The following is a 16155-nucleotide window of genomic DNA, read 5'->3' as shown; positions in this document are numbered from 1 at the left end:
CTCCCTGCGTCCTGTGCGTACTGCCCGTTCGGGCCCGGTGCGGGCCTTGGGGGAAGTTCTACAGCGGGTGCGCGGCACTGACCAGGCCTGTTGCGTGACCGATGGTGCCCGGCTGTGACCGTTTGGCGGGGCGGGCGCCCGTGCCGGACCTGGGGCGCAGCGGTGGGCGGGGTGGGATCGGGCAGGGTTGGTGCCCGAACATGGCGGTGGGCGGGCCCGTTCGGTGCCCGCCCACCCTCTCGCGCCTTCGCCGCACGGTCGTCTTCCGGCCGCCCGGCCGTCGCTACGGCCGCCGTCCGGTCGTCAGTACGGCCAGATCGGCGGATGCGTCGTGAAGTGGCCGCCCAGGTGGGCGTGGTCCGGGTTGGCCGGGTCGAGCTCGCCCTGTTCGGCGATGAGCTTCTCGGCGTACGGCTCGGAGTCGTCGCGCGGCTCGTAGCCCAGCGCCCGGGCCGTCGAGAGGTCCCACCACAGCCGGGTGTTGGCCGAGGAGCCGTAGACGACCGTGTGCCGTACGTCCTCGGCGGTGAGCGCCGCGTGGAAGAGGCGGGCGCCGTCCTCGGGGCTCATCCAGACGGAGAGCATGCGCACGCTGGTGGGCTCCGCGAAGCAGGAGCCGATGCGGACCGAGACCGTCTCCAGACCGTGCTTGTCCCAGTAGAACTGCGCCAGGTCCTCGCCGAAGGACTTGGAGAGCCCATAGAAGGTGTCCGGGCGGTGCGGGGTGTCGATCGGGATCAGGGCGCTGTCGTCGAAGGGGGCCTCGCCCCGGGGGCGCGGGGTGAAGCCGACGGCGTGGTTGGAGGAGGCGAAGACGATGCGTCGTACGCCCTCTTCGCGCGCCGCCTCGTACAGGTTGTACGTCCCCTCGATGTTCGCCTTGAGGATCTTGTCGAAGGAGGCTTCCAGGGAGATCCCCGCGAGGTGGATGATCGCGTCGACGCCCCGCACGGCCTCGCGCAGGGCGGCCTTGTCCGCGAGGTCCGCGGTGAGCGCGTCCGGCTCGCCCTCGACGGGCAGCAGGTCGAGGAGGCGCAGCTCGTAGCCGTAGTCCGGCAGCAGCCCCCGCATCAGGGTGCCGAGTCCGCCGGCGGCGCCGGTGAGCAGAACGGTGCGGGGAGCGGGCATGCGGGCTTCTCCTCACGGCCACGCGAGTGGCCGTATTCGTGTACGGCATTCACATCCATGGACACGCTAAGGAGCCCCGACCTGCTGCGTCAAGTGTCGCGCGGAGGTGGCGAATCCGCTGCTGTGTCGCGGGTTTGCGCGCTTGACCGGCCCCAAGGTCGCGCTTTAGCGTGGTGGCGTTCAGAAATATGGACATGGATCAGAAACATGCACCCGCTGTTGTGTGCGTGAGCACCTGCCCCAGGGAGAGTCCGTGACGTCAGCCCCCCTTGCCGCTCGGCTCAGCGTCCCCAGCGGGCCGCTGTTCTTCCCCGTCACGGCGTACGGCCCCGACGGTGCCCTCGATCTCGACACCTACCGCGCGCACGTGCGGCGCGGCGTCGAGGCCGGTGCCGCCGCCGTCTTCGCCTGCTGCGGCACCGGGGAGTTCCACGCGCTCACGCCCGAGGAGTTCCAGGAGTGCGTGCGGGCGGCGGTGGAGGAGACGGCCGGGCGGGTTCCGGTCGTGGCGGGCGCCGGGTACGGGACCGCGCTCGCCGTACGGTTCGCACGCCTCGCCGAGGAGGCCGGGGCCGACGGGCTGCTCGCGATGCCGCCGTATCTGGTGGTGGCGGGGCAGGAGGGGCTCCTGCGGCACTACCGGGAACTCGCCGCCGCCACCTCGCTGGACCTCGTGGTCTACCAGCGCGACAACGCCGTGTTCACGCCCGAGACCGTGGTCGAACTCGCCCGCACCGAAGGGATCATCGGCTTCAAGGACGGGGTGGGCGACCTCGACCTGATGCAGCGGATCGTGAGCGCGGTGCGCAGCGAGGTCCCCGGTGACTTCCTGTACTTCAACGGGCTGCCGACCGCCGAGCTGACGGGGCTGGCGTACCGGGGCATCGGCATCACGCTGTACTCGTCGGCGGTCTTCTGCTTCGCACCCGAGATCGCCCTGGCGTTCCACGCGGCGCTCAACACGGGTGACGACGGGACGGCGAACCGGCTGCTGGACGGCTTCTACCGCCCCTTCGTCGACCTGCGGGCCCAGGGCCGCGGATACGCGGTCTCCCTGGTCAAGGCGGGGGTGCGGCTGCGGGGGCTGGACGTGGGTGAGGTACGGCCGCCGCTGCACGAGCCGACCGAGGACCATGTGAAACAGCTCGCGCAGCTGATCGAGCGGGGGTACGCGCTGCTGGAGCCGCTCGAGGGGCCCGGGGGAGCGCTCGAGGGACCTGGGGGAGAAGGACGGCTGGGGGAGGGCGAGTGAAGGCGTCCGCTTTCGTCTATCCGTGGGACGTCGTCGGGGATCCGGGGGCGGCCGGGCGCATCGCCGGGCTCGGGGTGCGGCAGGCGACGCTCGCCTCCGCGTACCACTCCACGCGCGCGCTGACCCCGCGCCACCCCCGGCACCGGATCGTGACGGCCGCGCACGCCGCCGTCCTGTACCCCGTCGACGACGCACGGTGGGAGGGCCGCGCGCTGCGGCCGTACGCCGCCGGGGAGTGGGCGCCCGGGGACGCCTACGGGGAGGCGGCCGGCGCGCTCGCGGAGGCCGGGCTTGACGTCCACACCTGGGTGGTCCTCGCGCACAACTCCCGGATGGGTGCCGAGCATCCGTCCACCTCCGTCGTCAACGCCTACGGGGACCGCTATGCGTGGGCCCCGTGCATCGCGCAGGCCGACACACGGGCGTACCTCGTCGACCTCGCGGTGGAGGCGGCGGTGCGGCCCGGGGCGCTGGGTACGGAGCTGGAGTCGCTCGGCTGGTACGGCCTCACGCATCTGCACGCGCACGACAAGATCGGCGGGGTGGGACTCGGGGACGCCGGCCAGTACCTGATGTCGCTCTGCTTCTGCGCGGCCTGCCGGGCGGGGTACGGGGGACACGGGCTCGACGCGGACGACCTGGCGTCGGCCGTTCGGGAGGCGCTGGAGCCGGTGTGGCGGGGGGACGTGCCGTCGGAAGGCGGCTGGCCGTTGGTCGAGAAGCTGCTCGGGGGTGAGGCGGCGGCCGCCACGCGCGTGTGGCGTGAGGGCGTGGCCCGTTCGCTCCAGGAGACGGTGGTCGCGGCGGTGCGGGCGGCCGCGCCGGCCGGCTTCCAGGTGTTGCTGCACGCCGATCCCGTGTCGTACCACTGCGGGGCGAACGCCGGGGTCGATCCCGGGCACATCCTGTCCGTGGCGGACGGGGTGGTGGTGCCGTGCACGGGTGGGGTGGGCCCGCTGACGCCGTTCGCGGAACAGGGGCGGGACGCGGCCGTACTGGCCGCCAACTTCACGGTCGTGTCGGGGATGGGAGGCAGCCCGGACACCTTGGCGGACGACGCGGCCCGGGCGTCTGCGGCGGGCGCGAGCGAACTGCGGCTGTATCACGCGGGGTTGGCTTCGGACGGGGATCTGGATGCCGTGCGGGCGGTGTTGACGGGGCCGGCCTGATTTTAGATCCCGGGGCCCTACGAGCCTCGGGTCGTCCGGCGTTGGAGGAGTGGGGGCAGGGTCAGAAGGCGGGTCAGCCCGAGGGCGAGGAGCAGGGGCCGGTAGTCGACCAGTTCGATCAGGCCCGCGCCGACGGCCAGCCCGAGCGCGTTCGGGGCGTACATCAGGGTGTTCGCGGTGGCGGAGGTGCGCCCGAGGAGCGGGGCCGGAGTCTCGCGCTGGACGGCGGTGTACGCGGCGATCAGGACGCAGGGGAGGCCGAAGCCGATCGCCGCGCCGCAGACCAGGGCCACCGCGTCGGACGGGACCGCGCGCAGCGCGACCGCGACCGCCGTGAGGGCGATGCCGTACGCGGCGAAGCGGCGCTCGCCCAGTCGGCGCAGCAGGGGACCCGAGACCAGGCCGATCAGTACCGAGCCGACGCCCTGGGCGACGTAGAGGAGGCCGACGTACGCGGGGGAGTGGCCAAGACCCTCGGCGACGGCGTAGACCGTGGCGCCGTTGAGGCCCGCGAAGAGCATGGTCGTGGCCGCGGCCAGGATCAGCGGCCGGAGTTCCGGGTGATGCCGGAGGTGGCGGATGCCCGCGGCGGTCCGGGTCCGCCAGGCCGCGGGGTCCGGGACCGGCGGGGCCTCGCGGACCCGCAGCAGCGCGTACAGCCCGGCCGCGAGGGCGAACGTCACGGCGTCCAGGACGGCCACCCTCGCACCGCCGTACCCCGCGTACAGGCCCGCCCCGGCCGTCGGAGCCAGCAGCTTCATGCCCTCGCCCGCCGTCATGCGCAGGCCGTTGAAGTCGCCGAGGAGGTGCCTGTCGACGGCCGTGGCCACGAGCGCCGACTCCGCCGCGTCATGGACGACGCCCGCCGCCCCGTAGATCAAAAGCACCGTGAAGAGGATCCACAGGCGGTCCCGGGTGGTCACGGCGAACAGCGTCGGCAGGAGCGCGGCCAGGGCCAGGTTCATGGCGATCAGGAGCGGCCGGCGGCGGACGCGGTCCGCGAGCACGCCGAGGACGGGGCCGACGAGTGTGGGGGCCCAGAGAGCGAACACGCACAGGGCCGCCAGACCGTTCGAGCCCGTCAGGTCCTTGACCCAGATGCCCGACACCAGCCACATCGCCGACGAGCCGAAGCCCGAGACCACCACTCCGGCCAGGTACAACCCCGCGTCGCGGTCGCCCAGAACACGCGTCACCGTCCATGTCATGGCAGGTGATCGTGGTGCTGAGGAGGGCGGTCGAGGATCGGGCACCTGACCTATCTCTTCGGCCGGGGAGCGATGACTTCCGGGCGCGGTTTCGGTCTACCTCCGCAGTGGCGCTACACAAGAGCTCAAGAGCTGGGGAGCAGTGGATGACGCACGACCGGACTTTCGACACCTTCGACCTCGGGCCGCAGGCCCTGGTCGTGGCGCGCCTTGCGGCGGAGATGACGCAGGAGCAGCTCGACCGCGACACGCCCTGTCCCGGGCTCGCGGTGCACCACATGCTCGGGCATCTGGGCGGGCTGGCCGTCGCCTTCCGTGACGCCGGGCGCAAGAACCTGGGCGTCACGACCGACACCAACCCCGGTTCCGTGGTGCCGGACATCGGGCCCGACTGGCGCGAGACCCTGCCGAAGGTGCTCGACGAGCTCGCCGAGGCCTGGCGCGACCCGGCCGCGTGGACCGGCGAGACCCGTGCGGGCGGGGTGACGCTGCCGGGTGCGGTCGCCGGGGCCGTGGCCGCCGACGAACTGGTGGTGCACGGCTGGGACCTGGCCCGGGCCACCGGCCAGGAGTACGAGCCCGACGAGGTCGCGCTGCGGGCGGCGTACGGCTTCCTCGTCGCCGCGGCCGCGAACTCCGGTCCTGGCGAGGGCGTGTTCGGCCCCGTGGTGCCGGTGCCCGACGATGCGCCCCTCCTCGACCGCGTGATCGGCCTCAGCGGCCGCGACCCCGGCTGGAAGCCGTAGCCCGGCCGAGTTGCGGAAGCATACGGACTCCGGAAGGGCCGTGTGTGATCTGATCGAGTGCGACATCGAGGCGTTCGGCCCGCGCGCCGAGTGTGCACGGGGCACAGCATCGCGAAGGCGAACATCGCGCAGGGACCGTCCGGCGGCCCGGAACTCCTTGGTCACTCCAAGTTCTTTTGTCTGAAGCGTTGACGAAACACGGCTGCGCTCCTACCTTCAACGCGTCGTACTTCGTACGTCATATATGAGACGCGATACACGAGATCAGATACAGATCCGAGAGGCGCGCATGACCTCTGTGCCCATTCCGATCCCGTCCCGCACGCAATTCGTGCTGGAGGGGATCAAACACCGCATCCTCACCGGGCAGTTGACCCCGGGACAGGCCCTGGTCGAGACCGAGCTCGCCGCGCAGTTCGGGGTGTCGAAGACCCCCGTGCGCGAGGCGCTCAAGACCCTGGCCGGTACCGGACTCGTCGTGATGAACCAGTACAAGGGCGTCACGGTACGCATGGTGGACGCGGACATGGCGCGCGAGGTGTACGACGTGCGGCTGCTGCTGGAGCCGGAGGCGCTGCGGCGGACCGTACGGCGCCAGGCGTCGCTCGACGCCGCGCGCGACGCGCTGACCCGCGCCGACGAGGCCTCCGACACCGCCGAACGCTCGCTCTCCAACCGGGAGTTCCACCGCGCCCTGTACGTCTCCTGCGGCAACCCGCTGCTCGGCCGGATGCTCGACGAAGTGCGTGACCAGGCCGCTCTCGTGTCGGCGGTCGCCTGGGCCGCCGACCCGTCCTGGGAGCGCGAGGCCGGCGAGCACCGGGAGATCCTGCGCCTCGCCCTGGACGGTGACGCCGACGGCGCGGCCCGCGCGCTGCACGCCCACATCGAGTCGTTCGTGCGACGGGCCTTCCCCGAGACCCAGGAAGAGGTTGGACAGGAATGACCGCGACGTACGAGACCCAGCGGGCAGCGCTCGCCGAGGTCGTGGCGATCCCCGTGACCCCCTTCACGGAGGACGGGACGATCGACGGCGACACCCACCGGGCCCTGCTGCGTCGGCTGCTCGACGGCGGCATCCGCACCCTCACACCGAACGGCAACACCGGCGAGTTCTACGCCCTGACCCCCGAAGAGCGGAACCTCGTCACCGAGCTGACGATCGACGAGGCCGGCGACCGCGCCGCCGTCCTGGTCGGCGTCGGACACGACGTGCCGACCGCCGTCGCCTCCGCCCGGCACGCCCGGGAGCTCGGGGCACAGATGGTGATGGTCCATCAGCCCGTGCACCCCTACGTCGCGGAGGGCGGCTGGGTCGACTACCACCGGGCCATCGCCGAGGCCGTGCCGGAGCTGGGCGTCGTGCCCTACATCCGCAACCCGGTGCTGCCCGGCGCCCGGCTCGCCGACCTCGCCGACGTCTGCCCGAACGTGATCGGCGTGAAGTACGCCGTCCCGGACGCGGCCCGCTTCGCCGCCTTCGCCCGGGACGCGGGGCTCGACCGGTTCGTGTGGGTCGCGGGTCTCGCCGAACCGTACGCCCCGTCCTACTTCTCGGCCGGTGCCACGGGCTTCACCTCGGGCCTCGTGAACGTCGCCCCGGCCGTCTCCCTGAACATGATCGAAGCCCTTCGAGCCGGTGACTATCCGGCCGCCATGAAGGTCTGGGAGCAGATCCGCCGCTTCGAGGAGCTGCGCGCGGCGAACACCTCCGCCAACAACGTCACCGTGGTCAAGGAGGCCCTCGCCTCGCTCGGCCTGTGCCGCCGCGAGGTCCGCCCGCCGAGCAGGGAACTGCCCGAGTCCGAGCGCGCGGAAGTCGCCGCCATCGCCGCGGGGTGGTCCATATGAGCCAGGGAAGAAAAGAGCCGAGGCGCCCCGAGGAGCTCCGGAGCCATCAGTGGTACGGAAGCGGCGTCTCGTCGGGTCTGCGCTCCTTCAGCCACCGGGCCCGCACCCGCCAGCTCGGCTACCTTCCCGAGGAGCACCTCGGCAAGCCGGTCATCGCGATCCTGAACACCTGGTCCGACATCAACCCCTGTCACGTCCATCTGCGCGACCGCGCGCAGGCCGTGAAGAGGGGGGTGTGGCAGGCCGGGGGCTTCCCGCTCGAGTTCCCGGTCTCCACCCTCAGTGAGACCTTCCAGAAGCCGACCCCGATGCTCTACCGCAACCTGCTGGCGATGGAGACCGAGGAACTGCTGCGCTCGTATCCCGTCGACGGCGCGGTGCTGATGGGCGGTTGCGACAAGTCCACGCCCGCCCTGCTCATGGGCGCCGCGTCCGTCGACCTGCCGGCCGTCTTCGTGCCCGCCGGGCCCATGCTGCCCGGTCACTGGCGGGGCGAGGTCCTCGGTTCCGGCACCGACATGTGGAAGTACTGGGACGACAAGCGTGCCGGACTCATCGGCGACTGCGAGATGACCGAGCTGGAGAGCGGGCTCGCGCGGTCCCCGGGGCACTGCATGACCATGGGTACGGCGTCCACGCTGACGGCCGCCGCCGAGGCGCTCGGGGTGACCGTGCCCGGCGCGTCCAGCATCCCCGCCGTCGACTCCGGGCACGACCGGATGGCGGCCGCGGCGGGCCTGAGGGTCGTCGAACTCGTCCGCCAGGACCGGAAGTTGTCCGACATCCTCACCGCGGACGCGTTCGAGGACGCGGTGACGACCGTCCTCGGGCTCGGCGGCTCCACCAACGCCGTGATCCATCTGATCGCCATGGCGGGCCGGGCGGGCGTCACCCTCACGCTCGACGACTTCGACCGGATCGCGCGGACCGTGCCGGTGCTCGCGAACGTCCGGCCCGGCGGCCAGAAGTACCTCATGGAGGACTTCCACTTCGCCGGCGGTCTGCCCGGGTTCCTGTCGCGCATCACCGATCTGCTGCACCTGGACCGGCCGACGGTGTCGTACGACAGCCTGCGCGAGCAGCTGGCCGGCGCCCAGGTGCACGACGACGACGTCATCCGCACCCGGCACAACCCGGTCGCGGCCGAGGGCGGAGTCGCCGTACTGCGCGGCAACCTCTGCCCCGACGGCGCCGTCATCAAGCACATCGCCGCCGAGCCGCAGCTGCTCAAGCACACCGGTCCCGCGGTCGTCTTCGACGACTACAGGACCATGCAGCGCACCATCAACGACCCGTCGCTCGGCATCACGGCCGACAGCGTGCTGGTGCTGCGGGGCTCCGGGCCCAAGGGCGGTCCCGGCATGCCGGAGTACGGGATGCTGCCCATCCCCGACCATCTGCTGAAGCAGGGTGTACGGGACATGCTGCGGATCTCCGACGCCCGGATGAGCGGCACGAGTTACGGCGCCTGTGTGCTGCACGTGGCGCCCGAGTCGCACATCGGCGGCCCCCTCGCCCTGGTGCGCACCGGGGACACGATCACCCTCGACGTCGAAGCGCGGTCGCTCCAGCTCAACGTGGACGACGAGGAGTTGGAGCGGCGCAGGGCGGAGTGGACGTCGCCGCCCGAACGGTACGAGCGCGGGTACGGGGCGCTCTACAACGAGCAGATCACCCAGGCGGACACCGGCTGCGACTTCGCGTTCCTGGCCCGGCCGGGGAAGGTGCCGGACCCGTACGCGGGCTGAGCGTGCCCGCGAGGGCCGCTCTCCCCCGAGCGCCAACGACCAACATCCGAACAGCATCTGAGCGACCACCCGACCGACATCTCGAACGGTGGACGGCAAGCGCTTCACCCATGTGTACGTAGCAAGCGCTTCCTGTCCGTACGGCAAGCGTTCCACGGCACCCGCCAGAACGGAGAACAGTCATGGCCCAAGCCGCAGTCGTGGCGAAACAGCCCGCGCCACCCCGGCGGCGCCGTGGCTCGGCGACGCCCCGCAAGCTCCCGTATCTGCTGATCGCCCCGGCGGGCCTGCTGATGCTGGGCTTCATCGCCTACCCGGTCATCAGCGTCTTCTACTACAGCCTGCAGAACTACAACCCCACCAAACCGTGGCGCAACGGCTTCGCGGGCTTCGACAACTTCACCCACGCGTTCACCAGCGACCCCCAGTTCTGGGACACACTCACCTTCAGCGCCAAGTGGGTCTTCGTCGAGGTCGGCCTGCAACTGCTCTTCGGGCTCGCGCTCGCGCTGATCGTCAACCAGACCTTCGTGGGACGGGCCGTCGGCCGCGCGCTGGTCTTCTCGCCCTGGGCCGTCTCCGGCGTGCTGACCTCCGCGATCTGGGTGCTGCTCTACAACTCCCAGACCGGCATCACCCGTTACCTGGCCGACGCGGGCATCGGCCAGTACGGCACCAGCTGGCTGTCGGACACCTCCACCGTCTTCCCGGCGGCCGTGGTCGCCGACCTGTGGCGCGGTGTCCCCTTCTTCGCGATCCTGATCCTCGCCGACCTCCAGTCCGTCTCCAAGGACCTGTACGAGGCCGCCGAGGTCGACGGCGCCAGCCGCTTCAAGCAGTTCCTGCACATCACGCTGCCGCACCTGAAGGACGCCATCATCCTGTCCACGCTGCTGCGCGCGGTGTGGGAGTTCAACAACGTCGACCTGCTCTACACGCTGACGGGCGGTGGTCCCGCGGGCGAGACGACGACCCTCCCGCTCTACATCGCCAACACCAGCGTCGACGCCCACAACTTCGGCTACGCGTCCGCCCTCACCACGGTCGCGTTCGTGATTCTGCTGTTCTGTTCGGTCGTCTATCTGCGACTGAGCAAGTTCGGAGGCGGGGACAAGTGATCACCAAGGACGCCACGATCAGCGCCCCCGCGGCGCTCGCCCCGCCCGCCGAGGAGCCCCGGCAGCGCCCGGGAAACAAGCGCCGCGCCTGGGACGAGGTCCCGCGCTGGCACATCTACCTCCCGCTCTCCCTCTACCTCCTCTTCACCCTGATCCCCTTCTACTGGATCCTGCTCTTCGCGCTCCGCCCGGCCGGCTCGACCTCGCTCGTGCCGTGGCCCATGACCTTCGACCACTTCGACAAGGTGTGGAACGACCGCAGCTTCGGGACCTACTTCCAGAACAGCGTGCTCATCGCCGTCGCCACCCTGGTGATGACGACCCTCGTCGCCCTCGCCGGCGGCTACGCCCTGGCCCGCTTCGACTTCAGGATCAAGCGCGGCTTCATGCTGGCGCTGCTCTGCTCCCAGTTCGTGCCGGGCGCGCTGCTCCTGGTCCCGCTCTTCCAGATCTTCGCCAAGCTTCAGATGATCAACTCGCTGGGCAGCGTCATCATCGCCGAGACGGTCTTCCAGCTGCCGCTGTCGATGATCCTCATCAGCGGGTTCATCAGGAACGTCCCGTACTCGCTCGAAGAGGCCGCCTGGGTCGACGGCTGCGACCGCTTCACCGCCTTCCGGATCGTCGTCCTGCCCCTGCTGCGGCCCGGGCTGATCGCCGTCGGCTCCTTCGCCTTCGTGCACGCCTGGAACCACTTCCTGTTCGCCCTGATGTTCCTCAGCGACCAGAGCAAGCAGACCATCCCCGTCGGCCTCAACACGCTGATGAGCTCCGACAGCGTCGACCTGGGCGCGCTCGCCGCGGGCGGCATCATCGCGGCCGTCCCGGTCGTCATCGTCTTCGCCTTCATCCAGAAGTGGCTGATCACCGGCTTCAGCGCGGGGGCGGTGAAGGGATGAGGCCCGCCGAGGAATTCCCGTCGAGCACGCCCACCGGAAAACTGCCGCTGCCCGTCGTTCTCGCGGGTGCGCGCGGCCACGGTCGTTGGCACCTGGAGAACATCCGCCGGCTCCAGGACAAGGGGCTCGTACGGCTGGCGGGAGTCTGCGAGCTGACCCCGCTCAGTGCAGAGGAGCTGAACGGGCAGACCGTCGAGCAGTCGGCCGACTTCGGCGCCCTCCTCGACTCCACCGGCGCCGCGATCGCCGTGATCTGCACGCCCATCCCCACCCACACCGACCTGGCGCTGATCGCCGCGGGCAAGGGCGTACACCTGCTCCTGGAGAAGCCGCCCGCGCCGTCGTACGCGGAGTTCCGCCGGATGGCCGACGGGGTCACCGCGGCCGGGGTCGTCTGCCAGATCGGCTTCCAGTCGCTCGGCTCGCACGCCGTGCCCGCGATCCGGAAGCTGATCGCGCAGGGTGTGATCGGCCAGGTGGCCGGGATCGGCGGGGCGGGCGCCTGGGCACGCGACGAGGCGTACTACCGGCGGGCACCCTGGGCGGGCAAGCGCCGTCTGAACGGCGTGGACGTGATCGACGGGGCACTCACCAACCCGCTCGCGCACGCCGTCGCCACCGCCCTCGCGCTCAACGGGTCCACCCGCGCCGAGGACGTCACCGCGATCGAGACCGAGCTGCTGCACGCCAACGACATCGAGTCGGACGACACGTCCTGCGTACGGATCACCACCCCGCGGGGCCGGGTCACCGTCGCCGCCACGCTCTGTGCCGAGCGGCCCGGCGAACCGTACGTCCTGGTGCACGGCGGCAGCGGCCGGATCACCTTCTGGTACAAGCAGGACCGCGTGCTGGTGCAGCGGTCGGGGCACGGCCCCGAGGAGATCGAGTACGGCCGTACGGACCTGCTGGAGAACCTGGTCGCGCATCTGACGGAGGGCGCCGAACTGCTGGTCGCGCCGGACGCGACGGGTGCCTTCATGAAGGTGGTGGAGGCGATCCGGCAGGCGCCGGACCCGCTCGCGCTGCCCGCCGACGCCTGGGAGCTGCTCCCCGAGGAAAGCCGCCGGGTCGTGCCCGGCATCGACGGCCTCGTCGCGGCCGCCGCCGACACCCTCGCCCTCTACTCCGAGCTCGGCGCCCCCTGGGCCCGGCCGCACCAGGCCCCGAACGACGTTCGAAGCGACGTCCCGAACAAGGCCGTGAACAAGGCTGCGAACGAGGCCGCGAACAAGGTGGGAAGCGAGGTGAGCACCCCATGAACCACGCGCAGAGCGCCGACTCGCTCGTCCTGCGAGCCGCGGGCCGCCCGGTCGGCCGGTACGTCACCCGGCCCGAACTCGCGCCCCGCCTCTCGCCGCGCCCCTACCTCCACCCGGTCACCACCCTGGCCGGCACGGCTGTCACCGAACTCAGCCCCGCCGACCACACCCACCACCTCGGCGTCGGTGTCGCCGTTCCCGACGTCGAGGGGCACAACTTCTGGGGCGGCCGCACCTACGTCCGCGACCAGGGACCCACCGAGCTGGCCGACCACGGCGCCCAGCGGCACGCCGGATTCCAGCTGCGCGACCCCGACGGCTTCGTGGAGGAGCTGCGCTGGGTGGCCGCGGGCGGCGAGCTGCTGCGCGAGCGCCGCACGGTCGCCGTCACCGAACTCACCGACTCCGCCTGGGCGTTGGACTTCACCTTCTCCCTCACCAACACGACCACGCACCCCCTGTCGATCGGCAGCCCGGCCACCAACGGGCGCCCAGGAGCGGCCTACGGCGGCTTCTTCTGGCGGGCCCGCAAGGAAGCACAGGCGCCACGCGTGTTCACCGCCGACACCGAGGGCGAGGAGGCGGTCCACGGGGCCCCCGCCGACTGGCTCGCCCTCGTGGGCGCGGGCTGGACCCTCGTCTTCGCCGGGGCCACCGCGGCGACCCGCCGCGACCCGTGGTTCGTGCGCACCGCCGAGTACCCGGGCGTCGGCTCCTCCCTCGCGCACACCGAACGGCTGCCGATCCCGCCCGGGGAGACGGTCGTACGCCGGGTCGTCACCGTCGTCGCGGACGGCACCCTCGGCAGAAGCGAGGCCGCGGCGCTGGTACGCAAGGCGGTGAGCCCCTGATGGCGCTGACCTCCGCCGACCTCGGCGACGGCACCTACCGCAACCCCGTCCTCGACGCCGACTGGTCCGACCCCGACCTGCTGTGCGTGGGCGACGACTTCTACCTCACCGCCTCCAGCTTCGGTCGCGTGCCCGGCCTGCCGCTCCTGCACTCCCGCGACCTGGTCAACTGGACGCTCGTCGGACACGCCCTCCAACTCCTCGAGCCCGCAGGGGACTTCAGGAAGCCCAGGCACGACTGCGGGGTGTGGGCGCCGTCCCTGCGGCACCACGACGACCGCTTCTGGATCTTCTGGGGCGACCCCGACCACGGCATCTTCCAGGTCAACGCCCCGGAGATCCGCGGTCCCTGGACCCGGCCGCACCTGGTCAAGGAGGGCAAGGGACTCATCGACGCCTGCCCGCTGTGGGACGAGGAGACCGGCGAGGCGTATCTCGTGCACGCCTGGGCCAAGTCCCGCGCGGGCGTGAAGAACCGGCTCACCGGCCACCGTATGCGCCCCGACGGCACCGGACTGCTCGACGAGGGCAAGGTGATCATCGACGGGGACCGGATCCCGGGCTGGTTCACCCTCGAAGGGCCCAAGGCCTACCGGCACGACGGCTGGTTCTGGATCTTCGCACCCGCCGGGGGAGTGGAGACCGGCTGGCAGGGCGCCTTCCGCTCGCGCGGCTTCTTCGGCCCGTACGAGGAGCGGGTGGTGCTGGAACAGGGGGACACCGAGGTCAACGGCCCCCACCAGGGCGGCTGGGTGCGCACGGGGGCCGGCGAGGACTGGTTCGCACACTTCCAGCAGCGCGGGCCCTACGGGCGGGTCGTCCACCTCCAGCCGATGCGCTGGGGCGACGACAGCTGGCCGGTGCTCGGTGACAAGGGTGTCCCCGTCGCCGTACACCGGAAGCCGCGACTGCCGCCGCAGCCGCCCTCCGCGCCCGCCACCGACGACGACTTCCCCGGCGGCCGGTTCGGACGGCAGTGGCAGTGGACCGCCAACCCCCATGACGGCTGGGCCACCCAGCACTCGGGGGACGGACTGCGGCTGAGCTGCGTACGGACGGTGGACGCGCACGACCTGCGCAGACTGCCGAACGTCCTCACCCAGCGGTTACCCGGCACCCCCGCCACCGTCGAGGTGGAGCTGCGCCTCGACAGCGAGGAGCCGGGGGCGCGGGCGGGACTCGCGGTGCTCGGGGACGCCTTCAGCTGGATCGGGCTCCAGCGGGAGGCGGACGGGTCGGTACGGCTCGTACACCGGTTCGCCGAATCGGTTGCCGAGAGGGAACGCGACGCCGCACATCCGCGAGAGGCGCCCGAGGGGCGGGCCCGGCTGTGGATCGAGAGCGGGGCGGGGGCGCGCTGCCGGTTCTCGTACGACGTCGGGGGCGGCCGGCAGCCCTCCGGCCAGGTCTTCGCCGCCACCCCCTGGCGCTGGGTCGGCGCCCTGCTCGGACTTTTCGCACTCGCGCCCGTCGGCGGGGGACACGCCGGCGCGGCCTCGTTCACGCAGTTCCGCATCACCAGTTCCTTCCACTGACAAGACCCCACAACCCCGTTGGATCCAGAAGAAGAGAGCCGATCAATGAAGATCAACATCCACAGAACCGGGCGTGCCGCGACGGTCGTCGCCCTGGGCTCCGTGCTCGCGCTCACCGCCACCGCCTGCGGCGACAACGGCAGCGGAGCGGCGGGCGACAAGGGCACCGAGGGCTCCGGCAAGGGCGAGATCACCTTCTGGGACAACAACGGCGGTGTCCGCACCGACATCTGGAAGCAGATCATCGCGGACTTCGAGAAGAAGTACCCGGACATCAAGGTCAAGTACGTCGGCATCCCGGCGGCGAGCGCCCAGTCGAAGTACGACACCGCCATCCAGGGCGGCGGCCTGCCCGACGTCGGCGGTGTGGGTACCGCGATGCTCGCCGAGGTCGCCGTCCAGGGAGCCCTTGAGCCGCTGGACAGCCGGCTCAAGGGGAGTTCGCTGAACGGCAAGCTGAGCCAGAACCTGCTCGACGTCAGCCGGTCCGCGGGCGGCGGTGACGCCCTGTACCAGGTGCCGACCTCCGCCAACAACGGCACGCTGTGGTACCGGACGGACCTGTTCAAGGCGGCGGGAGTGGACGCCCCGACCACCTGGTCGAAGTTCTACGACGCCGCCGACAAGCTCACCGACAAGGGCAAGAACAAGTTCGGCTTCACCATCCGGGGCGGCGAGGGCGCCATCGCGCCGGCCCTCGACGCGGTGTACGGCCAGACCGGCATCACCTCGTTCTGGAACGGCGACAAGACCACCGTCAACGACCCGAAGAACGTCGCCGCCCTCGAGAAGTACATCGCCCTCTACAAGAAGGACACCCCGTCCGCCGACGTCAACAACGACTTCACCAAGATGGTCGCCCAGTGGGACAGCGGCACCATCGGCATGCTCAGCCACAACCTCGGCTCCTACCAGGACCACGTGAAGGCGCTGGGCGCGGAGAAGTTCCGCGGCATCCCGAACCCGACGCAGGACGACGGCACACGCGTGCAGGTGTCCAACCCGGTCGACGGGATGAGCCTGTTCAGGTCCAGCAAGAACAAGGCGGCCGCCTGGAAGTTCATCGAGTTCGCCCTCTCGGCGGCGGAGAACTCCAAGTTCAACGAGTCGGCGGGACAGGTCCCGGCGAACACCGACGCCGCGAAGGACGCGTGGATCCAGAAGGCCGAGCCCACCAAGCTGGCGGCGGAGGCGCTGAACGGGGCCGGCACCAAGATCGTGCAGCTGCCGTACTACCTGCCGGACTGGAACACGATCTCCAAGTCCGACAACGAGCCGAACTTCCAGAAGCTGTTGCTCGGGAAGATGAGCGCGAAGCAGTTCCTGGACACGCTGGCCGACCAGTTGAACGAGGCACAGGCGGACTGGAAGGCGAACCACTAGCTCAG

At 71.0% G+C, this 16155-nt stretch carries 14 protein-coding genes; 12 read left to right on the top strand and 2 right to left on the bottom strand.

Annotation, left to right across the window (positions count from 1 at the left end; all coding sequences use genetic code 11):
* Window positions 1–303: 303 nt before the first annotated feature.
* Entirely contained in the window at window positions 304–1128 is an 825-nt protein-coding gene (locus OG798_RS16255; RefSeq protein WP_121416509.1) for an NAD-dependent epimerase/dehydratase family protein, read from the bottom strand.
* A gap of 253 nt (window positions 1129–1381) precedes the next feature.
* Between OG798_RS16255 and OG798_RS16250 the strand changes: the two genes are divergently transcribed.
* Window positions 1382–2380 carry a 5-dehydro-4-deoxyglucarate dehydratase gene (locus OG798_RS16250; RefSeq protein WP_095858164.1) on the top strand — a complete coding sequence of 333 codons (999 nt, stop codon included), beginning with the start codon at window positions 1382–1384 and terminating at the stop codon, window positions 2378–2380.
* Entirely contained in the window at window positions 2377–3549 is a 1173-nt protein-coding gene (locus tag OG798_RS16245; protein WP_328757249.1) for a hypothetical protein, read from the top strand. Before OG798_RS16250 ends, OG798_RS16245 begins: the two co-directional genes overlap by 4 nt.
* Before the next feature lie 17 nt (window positions 3550–3566).
* On the opposite strand, the gene OG798_RS16240 is transcribed toward OG798_RS16245, so the two are convergent.
* A complete protein-coding gene (locus OG798_RS16240) occupies window positions 3567–4757 on the bottom strand; it encodes an MFS transporter (protein WP_267061452.1) in 1191 nt (396 codons plus the stop codon).
* A 146-nt stretch (window positions 4758–4903) separates the two neighbouring features.
* On the opposite strand from OG798_RS16240, the gene OG798_RS16235 reads away from it, so the two are divergent.
* The 10 genes from OG798_RS16235 (at window position 4904) to OG798_RS16190 (ending at window position 16150) form a co-directional block, all read left to right on the top strand.
* Window positions 4904–5503 (top strand): TIGR03086 family metal-binding protein, encoded by a 600-nt coding sequence (locus OG798_RS16235; protein WP_121416512.1) that lies wholly within the window; start codon window positions 4904–4906, stop codon window positions 5501–5503.
* Between the two features lie 289 nt (window positions 5504–5792).
* A complete protein-coding gene (locus OG798_RS16230; protein ID WP_095855335.1) occupies window positions 5793–6449 on the top strand; it encodes a GntR family transcriptional regulator in 657 nt (218 codons plus the stop codon).
* Entirely contained in the window at window positions 6446–7354 is a 909-nt protein-coding gene (locus OG798_RS16225) for a dihydrodipicolinate synthase family protein (protein WP_121416513.1), read from the top strand. Before OG798_RS16230 ends, OG798_RS16225 begins: the two co-directional genes overlap by 4 nt.
* The gene (gene araD / locus OG798_RS16220) at window positions 7351–9102 is read left to right on the top strand and encodes an L-arabinonate dehydratase (RefSeq protein ID WP_121416514.1); all 1752 of its coding nucleotides are present in this window, start codon (window positions 7351–7353) and stop codon (window positions 9100–9102) included. The genes OG798_RS16225 and araD overlap by 4 nt, the downstream gene beginning before the upstream one ends.
* 182 nt (window positions 9103–9284) lie before the next feature.
* The gene (locus OG798_RS16215; RefSeq protein WP_075026190.1) at window positions 9285–10220 is read left to right on the top strand and encodes a carbohydrate ABC transporter permease; all 936 of its coding nucleotides are present in this window, start codon (window positions 9285–9287) and stop codon (window positions 10218–10220) included.
* Window positions 10217–11119: a carbohydrate ABC transporter permease gene (locus tag OG798_RS16210; protein ID WP_097226283.1), complete on the top strand. Its 903-nt coding sequence runs from the start codon at window positions 10217–10219 to the stop codon at window positions 11117–11119. Before OG798_RS16215 ends, OG798_RS16210 begins: the two co-directional genes overlap by 4 nt.
* Window positions 11116–12381 (top strand): Gfo/Idh/MocA family protein, encoded by a 1266-nt coding sequence (locus OG798_RS16205; RefSeq protein WP_267061450.1) that lies wholly within the window; start codon window positions 11116–11118, stop codon window positions 12379–12381. The genes OG798_RS16210 and OG798_RS16205 overlap by 4 nt, the downstream gene beginning before the upstream one ends.
* Window positions 12378–13232, top strand: a complete 855-nt coding sequence (locus OG798_RS16200) for a PmoA family protein (protein ID WP_328757248.1) — start codon at window positions 12378–12380, stop codon at window positions 13230–13232. Before OG798_RS16205 ends, OG798_RS16200 begins: the two co-directional genes overlap by 4 nt.
* Window positions 13232–14767, top strand: a complete 1536-nt coding sequence (locus OG798_RS16195) for a glycoside hydrolase family 43 protein (RefSeq protein WP_328757247.1) — start codon at window positions 13232–13234, stop codon at window positions 14765–14767. Before OG798_RS16200 ends, OG798_RS16195 begins: the two co-directional genes overlap by 1 nt.
* 45 nt (window positions 14768–14812) lie before the next feature.
* Window positions 14813–16150: an ABC transporter substrate-binding protein gene (locus OG798_RS16190; RefSeq protein ID WP_121416518.1), complete on the top strand. Its 1338-nt coding sequence runs from the start codon at window positions 14813–14815 to the stop codon at window positions 16148–16150.
* The last annotated feature ends 5 nt before the right edge of the window (window positions 16151–16155 follow it).

Source organism: Streptomyces sp. NBC_00271 (assembly GCF_036178845.1).
In the GTDB taxonomy this organism is placed as follows: domain Bacteria; phylum Actinomycetota; class Actinomycetes; order Streptomycetales; family Streptomycetaceae; genus Streptomyces.
Note: the sequence above shows the minus strand (reverse complement) of the source record. Positions and strands in the feature narration are given on the sequence as shown.

Coding starts and splice junctions, on each gene's coding strand:
- OG798_RS16235 (WP_121416512.1), top strand. CDS start 4,904: ATGACGCACGACCGGACTTTCGACACCTTCGACCTCGGGCCGCAGGCC.
- OG798_RS16225 (WP_121416513.1), top strand. CDS start 6,446: ATGACCGCGACGTACGAGACCCAGCGGGCAGCGCTCGCCGAGGTCGTG.
- OG798_RS16190 (WP_121416518.1), top strand. CDS start 14,813: ATGAAGATCAACATCCACAGAACCGGGCGTGCCGCGACGGTCGTCGCC.
- OG798_RS16200 (WP_328757248.1), top strand. CDS start 12,378: ATGAACCACGCGCAGAGCGCCGACTCGCTCGTCCTGCGAGCCGCGGGC.
- OG798_RS16240 (WP_267061452.1), bottom strand. CDS start 4,757: ATGACATGGACGGTGACGCGTGTTCTGGGCGACCGCGACGCGGGGTTG.
- OG798_RS16230 (WP_095855335.1), top strand. CDS start 5,793: ATGACCTCTGTGCCCATTCCGATCCCGTCCCGCACGCAATTCGTGCTG.
- OG798_RS16195 (WP_328757247.1), top strand. CDS start 13,232: ATGGCGCTGACCTCCGCCGACCTCGGCGACGGCACCTACCGCAACCCC.
- OG798_RS16205 (WP_267061450.1), top strand. CDS start 11,116: ATGAGGCCCGCCGAGGAATTCCCGTCGAGCACGCCCACCGGAAAACTG.
- OG798_RS16215 (WP_075026190.1), top strand. CDS start 9,285: ATGGCCCAAGCCGCAGTCGTGGCGAAACAGCCCGCGCCACCCCGGCGG.
- OG798_RS16255 (WP_121416509.1), bottom strand. CDS start 1,128: ATGCCCGCTCCCCGCACCGTTCTGCTCACCGGCGCCGCCGGCGGACTC.
- araD (WP_121416514.1), top strand. CDS start 7,351: ATGAGCCAGGGAAGAAAAGAGCCGAGGCGCCCCGAGGAGCTCCGGAGC.